8 protein-coding genes are annotated in these 10,399 nt (G+C 63.5%); 4 read left to right on the forward strand and 4 right to left on the reverse strand.

Annotated features, from left to right (window positions below; genetic code table 11):
* Position 1 precedes the first annotated feature (1 nt).
* Both F2P46_RS33365 and cobT read right to left on the reverse strand, forming a co-directional pair.
* Complete coding sequence (locus F2P46_RS33365; RefSeq protein ID WP_166898518.1) at positions 2 to 793, reverse strand: adenosylcobinamide-GDP ribazoletransferase; 792 nt, start codon at positions 791 to 793, stop codon at positions 2 to 4.
* A 9-nt stretch (positions 794 to 802) separates the two neighbouring features.
* Positions 803 to 1,837 carry a nicotinate-nucleotide--dimethylbenzimidazole phosphoribosyltransferase gene (gene cobT / locus F2P46_RS33370; protein WP_166898520.1) on the reverse strand — a complete coding sequence of 345 codons (1,035 nt, stop codon included), beginning with the start codon at positions 1,835 to 1,837 and terminating at the stop codon, positions 803 to 805.
* A 290-nt stretch (positions 1,838 to 2,127) separates the two neighbouring features.
* Here cobT and F2P46_RS33375 point away from each other — a divergent pair, with 290 nt between their 5' ends.
* Together F2P46_RS33375 and F2P46_RS33380 are read left to right on the forward strand one after the other, a co-directional pair.
* Positions 2,128 to 3,606 carry a DUF2868 domain-containing protein gene (locus F2P46_RS33375; protein ID WP_166898522.1) on the forward strand — a complete coding sequence of 493 codons (1,479 nt, stop codon included), beginning with the start codon at positions 2,128 to 2,130 and terminating at the stop codon, positions 3,604 to 3,606.
* On the forward strand, positions 3,603 to 5,057 hold the full coding sequence (locus F2P46_RS33380) for a DUF3482 domain-containing protein (protein WP_166898524.1): 1,455 nt from the start codon (positions 3,603 to 3,605) through the stop codon (positions 5,055 to 5,057). The genes F2P46_RS33375 and F2P46_RS33380 overlap by 4 nt, the downstream gene beginning before the upstream one ends.
* 85 nt (positions 5,058 to 5,142) lie before the next feature.
* Here the strand turns inward: F2P46_RS33380 and F2P46_RS33385 are convergent, their stop codons facing one another.
* Together F2P46_RS33385 and F2P46_RS33390 are read right to left on the reverse strand one after the other, a co-directional pair.
* Positions 5,143 to 5,625 carry a hypothetical protein gene (locus tag F2P46_RS33385; protein ID WP_166898526.1) on the reverse strand — a complete coding sequence of 161 codons (483 nt, stop codon included), beginning with the start codon at positions 5,623 to 5,625 and terminating at the stop codon, positions 5,143 to 5,145.
* A gap of 90 nt (positions 5,626 to 5,715) precedes the next feature.
* Positions 5,716 to 7,848, reverse strand: a complete 2,133-nt coding sequence (locus tag F2P46_RS33390; protein WP_166898528.1) for a TonB-dependent receptor — start codon at positions 7,846 to 7,848, stop codon at positions 5,716 to 5,718.
* A gap of 223 nt (positions 7,849 to 8,071) precedes the next feature.
* On the opposite strand from F2P46_RS33390, the gene adh reads away from it, so the two are divergent.
* Positions 8,072 to 9,592: an aldehyde dehydrogenase gene (adh, locus tag F2P46_RS33395; protein WP_166898530.1), complete on the forward strand. Its 1,521-nt coding sequence runs from the start codon at positions 8,072 to 8,074 to the stop codon at positions 9,590 to 9,592.
* 15 nt (positions 9,593 to 9,607) lie between these two features.
* Positions 9,608 to 9,997 carry a DUF779 domain-containing protein gene (locus F2P46_RS33400; protein WP_166898531.1) on the forward strand — a complete coding sequence of 130 codons (390 nt, stop codon included), beginning with the start codon at positions 9,608 to 9,610 and terminating at the stop codon, positions 9,995 to 9,997.
* The last annotated feature ends 402 nt before the right edge of the window (positions 9,998 to 10,399 follow it).

Genomic DNA, 10,399 nt, shown 5'->3' on the forward strand with positions numbered 1-10,399 from the left:
GTCAGGGCCAGGCGCCGCGATGGAAAAACGCCAGCAGCGCCAGGTAGATGACCACTTCGGCCACCTGCTGCACGGCGCCCAGGCAGTCGCCGGTGTAACCGCCGATGCGGCGCAGGCACTTGGCGCCCAGCCACCACGCCACCAGCGCGGCGCCGGCCACGCTGGCGAGCAGTGCAAGCCAGGGCAGCATGCCGGCCGTTGCTAGGGCCAGCGCGGGCATGCCGGCGCAGGCGCAGGCGATGCCGAATTCCCGGTGGCTCATATGCTGGGCCATCGGCTTGGCCTTGCCGTCGGCGCGCGCGTATTCCATTTCCCAGATCAGGCTCACCGCCGCAAGGCGCGATAAAGGATGGGCGATGAACAGCGCGACGATGACGGCCGGTGTGGGCAGGGACGCGAGCAGCACGCACTTGAGGCCCACCGTAAGCCCCATGCCGACCGCGCCATAGGTGCCGATGCGCGAGTCCTTCATGATCTCGAGCACGCGCTCTGTGCTCAAGCCGCCGCCGAAGCCGTCGCACATGTCGGCCAGGCCGTCTTCGTGGAAGGCGCCGGTCAGGTAGATGGCCGCCGCCGTCGACAATATCACCGCCACGGGGGCCGGAAAAAGCGCCGCCGCGCCGGCGTACACCGCCGCCGCCACGCTGGCCACCACCACCCCGACCAGCGGAAAATAGCGTGACGCATGGTGCAGCCAGGATGGATCGAAGCCCACCCAGCCCGGAATCGGCACGCGCGTAAAAAATTGCAGCGCGATGAAGAACAGCCGGCACTGGTGGACGATGCTGGCCATGGCGTGTTTTTACGCCGACTGGCCGGCCACGCGCGCCGACTGGAAGGTGGCCATCTCGCCGAGGAAGTTGACGGCCGCGTGCAGCAGCGGCAGCGCCAGTGCGCAGCCGGTGCCTTCGCCCAGGCGCAGGCCGAGGTTCAGGAGCGGCCTGGCGTGAAAGTGCTCGAGCATGCGTGCGTGGCCGGCTTCGTCCGAGCAGTGCGAGAATACGCAGTAGTCGAGGATGGCCGGCTGCAGGCGCGCCGCCACCAGCAGCGCGCTGCTGACAATGAAGCCGTCGATCAGCAGCACCATGCGCCGTTCGGCCGCCTTGAGCATGGCGCCGACGATCATGGCGATCTCGAAGCCGCCGAAGGTGGCCAGGATGTCGAGCGGCTCGCTCATGTCGCCATGCAGGGCGACGGCCGCCTCGATCACGCTTTGCTTGTGCAGCACGCCCTCGATTGACAAACCGGTGCCGGCGCCGACGCAGTGGGCCACCGGCACGCCGGTCAGCTTGTGCATCAGCGCGGCGGCGGCGGTGGTGTTCCCGATGCCCATTTCGCCGAAGCCGATGACATTGCCCTCCAGGTTGCCGACGATGCGCATGCCGTGCGCCAGGGCGGCGGCGCATTCGGCCCAGCTCATGGCAGGTTGCTGCGCGAAGTTGGCGGTGCCGCGCGCGACCTTGCAGTCCATGAGCGCCGCGCGCTTGCCGAAGTCGTGGTTCACGCCGGCGTCGATAATCTGCAGCGCGCAACCGTTCTGGCGCGCGAAGACGTTAATCGCCGCGCCCCTGGACAGGAAGTTCTCGACCATCTGCCAGGTGACGCTTTGCGGATAGGCCGAGACGCCTTCCGCCACCACGCCGTGATCGGCCGCGAACACCAGGATGGCCGGCTTGTGCAGGGCCACCCTGGTCGTTTGCTGGATCAGGCCGATCTGCCGGGCCAGCGTTTCGAGCGCGCCCAAACTGCCCAGCGGCTTGGTCTTGTTGTCGATCGCTTGGGCCAGTTCGCTGGCCAGCAGTGGGTCGTGGGTGGAAAGTATGTCTGGGAGGCGCATCGTGAGGAGAGATAAGAAAGTGTCAAGAAAATTCCGCGTTAAGATAGCACATCCACGCTGTCGCGTTCTTGCAAGGCCAGCGTAGGGCGGTAATGGTGTTAACTTTGGCCCGTCATTCCTGCCACTGGCAGAAATGACTTCCCGCGCAGGCGGGAATGACGGTTTTTAGGTTGGTGGCCAAAAATCCGCTTAACTTAACGGCATTAGCGTAGGGCTGCAAAGTGCGGCACAATTGGCTTGTGAATGTTGTCGTTTCATACAAATGAGCTGGTAAAAAGAACAGGAAAAGCATGAACGAACAGGTGGCAAGGGACGTGGTGCTGGTGCGCGCGATCGAAACCATGGACGGCAAGCACGAGGTGCTGAGCGACGACGATCGCCTGTACGCCAGCCGCAGCGCGAAGGAGCTGGCGCAGTGGCAAGCGTCCGACAGCAAGTCGGCAGTGACCACCGAGCACTTTTTGCAACAGCGCGCCGAGCAGATCCTCAAGCGCCTGAGCGAGCGCACGCCCGCGTTCGCCGCCATTGCGCGCCGTCGCGGCGGCTTCAAGGCGCTGTCGCTCGGCTTGCCGCTGCTGGCGCTGGTGCTCGGCGCGGCGGTCGACCGGATCGGCGATCCGCACCGGGTCGACTTGCTGTCGGCGCCGCTGCTGGCGATTATCGGCTGGAATATGCTGGTGTATCTGTTGTTGATGGCGTGGGTGCTGGTGCCGGCACGGAAGAACGGCTGGGTCTCGCCGGCCTTGATGCGCCGCCTGAGCGGGGCGCAATTGTCGCTGCCGCGCAAGCTGCCGAACGTGCTGGCGGCCGGCTTGACCAATTTCAGTCTTCAGTGGAGCGAGCTGAGCGCCAGGCTGACGCAGGCGCGCCTGGCGCGCACCATGCACCTGGCCGCCGCGATGTTTGCGGTGGGCGCGGTGCTGTCGCTGTACGCGCGCGGGTTCCTGACGCAATATGTGGCCGGCTGGGAAAGCACCTTCCTCAACGCCACGCAAGTGCACGGCATCCTGTCGGTGCTGTTTGCGCCGGCGGTGGCGCTGTTGCCGCTGGAAGGCTTCAGCATCGCCGACATCGAGGCCTTGCAATTTTCGAAAGTGCCGACCGGGGCGGGCGGGGCCAAGTGGGTGCATTTATATGGTGCGACCTTGCTGCTGCTGGTGGTGCTGCCGCGCCTGGTGCTCGCTGGCGTGGCGCACTGGCGCGCGCAGCGGATGAGCAATCAATTTCCGCTGGACCTGGAGCAGCCCTACTTCCGCAAGCTCAACGGCGAGGCCGGCACGACCGCGCCAGCCCTGCTGCGCGTGCTGCCCTACAGCTACACCTTGGACGAGGCGCGCGACAAGGGCCTGGCGCAGATTGCCGTCACCCTGTTCGGCGACCAGGCGCGGGTGATGCTGCGCCCGTCTTCCGGCTATGGTGAAGAAGCGGTCGATATGCTGCGCGACCTGAGCGTGATTGACGCCAATGTGACGGAGACCGCCGTGCTGTTCAGCCTGGCGGCAACGCCCGAGAAGGAAAATCATGGCGCCTTTCTCGACCACCTGGTGCGCGCCTCGAAACGCGGCATTGCCGTGCTGATCGACGAATCGGCGCTGACCGAGCGCAGCGGTGCGCAAGCCGGGGCCGATGTACGGCTGGCCGAGCGCATCGCGCTGTGGCAACAGTTCTGCCAGTTCCACCGCGCCCCGGCGACCATCGTCAACCTGCTCCATCCCGAGCGCCGCCCGCTGGAGCTCGGCGCCGGACTTAGTTTATCGAAGGCATCATGAGCGACACCCCTGTCCATATCCAGTTTGCACTGATTTCGCACACCAACAACGGCAAGACCACCCTGGCGCGCACCCTGGTCGGGGTCGATGTGGGGGAGGTGCGCGACGCCGCCCACGTGACCATCTTTGCCGAGTCGCACTTGCTGCTCAAGACAACCGAGGGCGACACCCTGCAACTGTGGGATACGCCCGGCTTCGGCGACTCGGTGCGCCTGCTCAAGCGGCTGGCCATGGCCGGTAATCCGATCGGCTGGTTCCTGCGCGAAGTGCTGGACCGCTACCGCGACCGCCCGTTCTGGCTCAGCCAGCAAGCGCTGCGCACCGCGCGCGACGAGGCCGATGTGGTGCTGTACCTGGTTAACTCGTCCGAACATCCGCGCGACGCCGGCTACCTGCCGGCCGAGATGCGCATTCTGGAATGGCTGGGCAAACCGGTGGTAGTGCTGCTCAACCAGCTGGGGCCGCCGCGTCCGGCGCACGAAGAGCAGCAGGAACAAACGGCCTGGAAACAGCACCTGGACCAGTACAAGATCGTGCGCGATGTGCTGGCGCTGGATGCCTTCGCCCGCTGCTGGGTGCATGAGCGCGTCTTTTACGAGGCGGTGGGCAAGCTGGTCGAGGAGCCCAAGCAGGCCGCTTACGCGCGCCTGTTTGCGCTGTGGGAAGCCAACAACCGCGAGCGTTTCGTCGAAGCGATGCGGATCACCAGCGCCCAGATCACCAGCGCCGCGCGCGACAGCGAGCCGGTCGAGGCCGACGAGAAAACGTTCATCAAGTCAGCCATGAAAGTGGTGGGCCTGGGCAAGAGCGACCAGCAGCGGCAGGAGCGGGCCATGGGTTTGCTGGTGGAAAGGCTGAACCAACATATCGCCGCCACCACCGGGCGCCTGCTGGCGCTGCATCAGCTCGATCCGAGCGAGGCGCCCAAGATCAACGCGCGCGTGAGCAAGAATTTCACCGTGCGCGCGCCGCTCGACCGCGCCCAGGCCGGATTGTTGGGGGCGGTGGTGTCGGGCGCGGCCACGGGCTTGTCGGCCGACCTGATGGCGGGCGGATTGACCTTCGGGGCCGGGGCACTGCTGGGCGGCGTGGTCGGCGCGCTGACGGCGGCCGGCGCGGCCTGGGGTTTTAATACCAGCACCGACCGCAACCGCACCACGATGCAGTTCGCCGACGACTTTTTGCAAACCTTGCTGGTCAGTAGCATCCTGCGTTATCTGGCGGTGGCGCACTTCGGGCGCGGGCGCGGCAACTTCGTGGAAGGCGAGGCGCCGGCCTTCTGGCAGGTGGAAGTGGAGGGCGCCGTGGCCGGGCAGGCGGGGCGGCTGGCCGACCTGTGGCAGGCGCTGCGCAGCGAGGGTGCTGCGGGCAAGGCGGCTGCCGACGTCGAGGCGATCGCGACGGAGGTGGCGCGCGCGACCCTGGCGAAGCTGTATCCGGGGTCGATGTGAGCCGGCGCGGCTGAAGTGCTGCGCCCTTGTCAGGACCGGGGGGCGCGTCCGCTGTGCTGACTCTTGCGGCTGGCCCAGGCCAGGGTCAGCCCAGAGCCCAGCCAATCATCGCGCTTGCGATGAGGACCAGGGCCCAGCAGCATGCATGCCACCGCCGCGCCATTCGTCGCTTTTCGCGACGATCCGCGCGCGCCTTGCGAGCAAGGGCAGTGTGCTGTTCCCAATTGTCGGGAGAGGTATATCGATACAGGTTTTCGCCGTACACACCCGCGCCGAGCATCGCGGCAAGCCGGAACATGATCGTGATCAGCGCTTTCGACGGTTCTTGCGCGTCGATCAGCCCGTGCGGCGTCAAATGCAGCCGAGCGTCGCGCCGATCTTTCAACGCGACGTTACAGAACATCTTTCCGTGTCGGTTCAGCTTCTTTTCAACGCGCAGTTCCGCACATTCGCTGGCGCTGGCCAACCATTCGTCCGGGCTGATGGGCGTTTCCTTGAAACCGGCACGGGCGATATATACATGGAAGCTCATCGGCGCTTTTTTCCTTGGGTTCAGTGTCGCCTTCATTCCGTTTGGCGTGGCTCCCGTGCTGATCAGCCGGTTATGCGCCAGCGAAAAATCCGATACCTAGCCGTCATTCTCTCTCGACGGGCCTGGTCAGAAAACGTATTGCGCGCTTACGCCCGCCAGCCAGTTGCGCTGCGGGGCCGCTTCATAAAAGCGCTTGTTGGCGTCGCCGACGATCACCGATCCCACATAGCGCCGGTCGCTCAGGTTATTGAGGCGCACGAACTGCTTGAAGCGCCATCCACCGAGTGCTTGCTTGGCCTGGAAGCGGGCGTTGACGATCGCGTAGCCAGGGGCGGCGATATCGGCATTGGCGTAGTCGGCATAGACTTTGCCGCTGGCGATGGTTTCAAGCGCGGCGCCGAAGCCATCGTCGCTGCTCTTCCACGCCAGCTCGCCGAACAGCTTCGCTTTCGGTACGCCCGGCAAGCGGCTGCCGGCGGCAACGTTGCCGAAGCCTTGCTCGTAGGTGGCGTTCAAGGCGGTCATGGCCAGGCGGCCACTCAATCCCGCGCCAAAATGGCTGTCCAGCGACACTTCCGCGCCCCTGCGCAAGGTTTCGCTGGCATTGCGGTAACTGGTGCGTCCACCGCCGGCAATGTCGACTACCAGCTCGTCGCTGGTTTTTACCTGGAACACGGCCGCATTGATGCGCGTGTTGCTGCCGAGATAGGCTTTCACGCCCGTTTCCACATGGGTGCTGGTGGCGGGCTTGAGCGCGAAATTGAAGCCGGCGCCCGCGCCTGAATAGAACAGCTCGTTCAAGGTCGGGGCTTCGAAGCCGCGCGCCGCGCTGGCGTACACATTCACGGTTGGCGAGATTTTGTATAGCGCAGCGAGCACGGGCGTGGTGTGGCGGAAATTGACGCCGCCGCTGTCGTTGCCGTTGGTCACAAAGCGATCATCCACGCTGACTTTCATGCGGCTGTGGCGCAGCCCGGCGCTCAAGACCCAGGCGCCGCCTTGCCATTCGGCTTGGACATACGGATCGACGCTGGATACGGTATTGCTTTCATCGCGGCGCTGCTTGCCCTGCAGGCCGAATTGGTTGCCGATAAAGTTTTCATAGCCCTGGCGCTGGTCGGTGGAACGGCCGTAGTCGATGCCGATGGTGGTGCTCAGCTTGCCGCCGGCGACATTGCGCACGCTGAGCCAGTTGATGTCGGCGCCGTAAAAGTCACGGTCGAAATCGACCACGCCGCCGGAGTGGCTGGCGGGCGTTTGCACGAATTTGGAAAACGCCTGGTATTGGATCACCTGGCGCTGGCCGCCGTACACCATGGCCCGCACCTTGTCGTCGCCCAGGCGCTGCTCGAAGGCGGCCCCGGCTTGTTTGTGGTCGATGCTTTTGCGCGTGTTGTAACGGTCGGCAATGGTGCGCTTCGGATTCTGGGTATCGGTGGCGTCGGTTTCGCCGGCGCGCCGATCGCGCTGGTAGGTGGCCCAGGTCACGCCGAGCGGATCCTGGGTGTCGTCCTGGCTCAGCGCGCTTGCGGTCAGGGTCAGCTTGCTGGTGCTGGTCGGCGCCATCGTCAGCTTGGCAAAACCCTGGTCGCGCGTGGCGGCGCTGTGTGCACGCTCGCCGTCGGTCTCGAAGCGGGATGTGTCGATCACGTAGCCGATGCCACTGGCCTCGCCCTGGGCGTTGACGTCTGCCTTGCGCGTACCGGCGCTGCCGCCAATAAACGTGCCTTCCACGCTCGGCCGGCCCTGGCCGTCGCGCGTGAACAGCTGGACCGTGCCGCCGGAATGGTTGCCGTAGATGGCGGAAAACGGCCCACGCAAGACTTCGATGCGCTCGGCCATGTCGAGGTTGAAAGTTGCCGCTTGCCCCTGTCCGTCCGGCATGGTGGCTGGGATGCCGTCGGCAATCAGGCGCACGCCGCGCACGCCGAAGGCTGAGCGCGCCCCAAAGCCGCGCGAGGAAATCTGCAAGTCCTGCGCGTAATTCTGGCGGTTCTGGGCCACCAGGCCGGGCACTGCAGAGAGCGCTTCGGACGCGTTGACGCGCAACTGGCCGTCGCGGATGCGGGCGGCGTCGAGCACGTCGATGGCTGCCGGCAAGTCGAAACTGCTGTGCTCGACCCGGCTTCCGCTGATGACGACCGCATCGTCCAGCGGCGCGTCGGCCGGCGCTTCGGGTGTCGCCGCCGCCGCCATGCCGGTGGCGCCGAGCGCAAATAAGGTGGCGATCGTGTTCAGGCGAAACGGGTGCTGCGTCATGGGTTCTCCGGGGGATGTTAAGCGTCGGTACGCAATATACGCGGGCGCCATGAATCCTGCAGCGAGCCCGGATGGCTTGCGCGCGTAATGTGCGCCAGAGCACCAACGAAAGGACTAGCCTCTGGGTAGCTGTTGAAGTTTCTTTGCGTTTGCGCAGGTACTTGGTTTGACGTGCGTCTATGCTTGGATTCCCGGTACATAACCATAAAAGGAAGAGGACGACATGAATCTCGCAGATATCAGCAAACTGGGCGTAGCCAATCCGTTCAAACAACGCTACGACAATTGCATTGGTGGAAAATTTGTTGCGCCTGTTAAAGGCGAATATTTCGGTAACATCACGCCGATCACCGGGCAGGTGTTCTGCGAGGTGGGCCGCTCGAGCGCGGAAGATATCGAGTTGGCGCTGGATGCCGCGCATGCCGCCAAGGAAGCCTGGGGCAAGACCTCGCAGGCCGAGCGCGCCAATATCCTCAACAAAATTGCTGAGCGCATGGAGCAGAACCTCAGCTTGCTGGCCACGGCGGAGACGATCGATAACGGCAAGCCGATCCGCGAGACCACGGCGGCCGACATCCCGCTGGCGATCGACCATTTTCGCTACTTCGCCGGGTGCATCCGCGCGCAGGAAGGTTCGGTCGCGCAGATCGACCATGAAACGTACGCGTATCACTTCCATGAGCCGCTCGGCGTGGTCGGGCAGATCATCCCGTGGAATTTTCCGATCCTGATGGCCGTGTGGAAACTGGCCCCAGCGTTGGCTGCGGGCAATTGCGTGGTGTTGAAGCCGGCCGAGCAGACGCCGGCCTCGATCATGGTGTTGATCGAGCTGATCGGCGACCTGCTGCCGCCTGGCGTGCTCAATATTGTCAACGGCTTCGGGCTGGAGGCGGGCAAGCCCCTGGCGTCGAGCAAGCGCATCGCCAAGATCGCCTTCACTGGCGAGACCGCTACCGGCCGCCTGATCATGCAATACGCGGCGCAAAACCTGATTCCGGTCACGCTGGAACTGGGCGGCAAGTCGCCGAATATCTTCTTTGCCGACGTGATGGATGCGGACGACGCGTTTTTCGACAAGTGCCTGGAAGGTTTTGCCATGTTCGCGCTGAACCAGGGCGAAGTGTGTACCTGTCCGTCGCGCGTGTTGGTCCAGGAATCGATTTACGACAAATTCATTGCGCGCGCATTGGAGCGGGTGGCGGCGATCAAGCAGGGCAATCCGCTCGATGCCTCGACCATGATCGGCGCGCAGGCTTCGCAGGAACAGCTGGAGAAAATCCTGTCGTACCTCGATATCGGCAAGCAGGAGGGCGCCGAACTACTGACCGGCGGCGCGCGCAATATGCAAGCGGGCGACATGAAGGATGGGTATTACGTGCAGCCGACCGTCTTCAAGGGCGACAACAAGATGCGCATCTTCCAGGAAGAGATCTTCGGTCCGGTGGTGGCGGTGACCACGTTTACCGATGAAGCCGACGCCCTGCGCATCGCCAACGATACCTTGTATGGACTCGGCGCCGGTTTGTGGACGCGGGACGGGTCGCGCGCATTCCGGGTCGGTCGCGCCATCGAGGCCGGGCGGGTGTGGACCAATTGCTACCATCTGTATCCGGCCCATGCGGCTTTCGGCGGCTATAAGCAATCGGGCATCGGGCGCGAAAATCACAAGATGATGCTCGATCACTACCAGAAGACCAAAAACCTGCTGGTCAGTTATAACCCGAACGCGATGGGCTTCTTTTAACCAGGGGAGCTGTATATGGGTGACGCGCTTTCACGCGTGGTCGCAACCGATGCCGCGCGCGCAATGATTGACGAGTTGCGCGCGCGGCATGGGCCGGTCATGTTCTTTCAGTCGGGAGGCTGCTGCGACGGCAGCGCCCCGATGTGCTATCCGGACGGCGATTTCAATATCAGCGATACCGATGTACATGTCGGCGAGATCCATGGCGCCGCCTTCTATATGGGAAAGGACCAATTCGCTTACTGGGAGCATACGCAACTGATCATCGACGTTGTCGCAGGGAACGGCGGGATGTTCTCCCTGGACAATGGGACAGGAAGGCGCTTCCTGACCCGCTCGCGGCTGTTTACCGACGATGAATTCGGCGCCCTCGCTACAGTCAGGGAGGGGCCGCGTGACACATAAATGCGTGTATTCGTGAGAAAGCGTCGGCTGGACGCGACGGAATGTGTAGCATTTCCGAAAATCCTTGCCAGGGTGGCGAGGCCTTTGCTATAGTTCGCCTCCCCGCTGAAACACTAGCGAAATCAAGTAGTTAGCAGACAGTTCAGGGGCGTTTCGCAAGAAGCGAAGTAACAAAAAGAGGTTGACGAGAAACGCGAAACGCTGCATAATCTCACCTCTCTGCTGCAACGAACACAACGCTTCGTAGCAAACGGCAGAAGGCGGTACAGAATAAAGTTCTTTAACAATTAACAGTCGATAAGTGTGGGCGTTTGATGAAGGTGCCAACAAAGCGTAAGCGATGTTGAATACTTAAATTATCAAATGTTCACAAAAAAGAAACACGGCGCATCGAAAGATGAG

It is taken from the genome of Massilia sp. CCM 8734, from assembly GCF_011682155.1.
GTDB lineage: Bacteria > Pseudomonadota > Gammaproteobacteria > Burkholderiales > Burkholderiaceae_D > Telluria_A > Telluria_A rubra.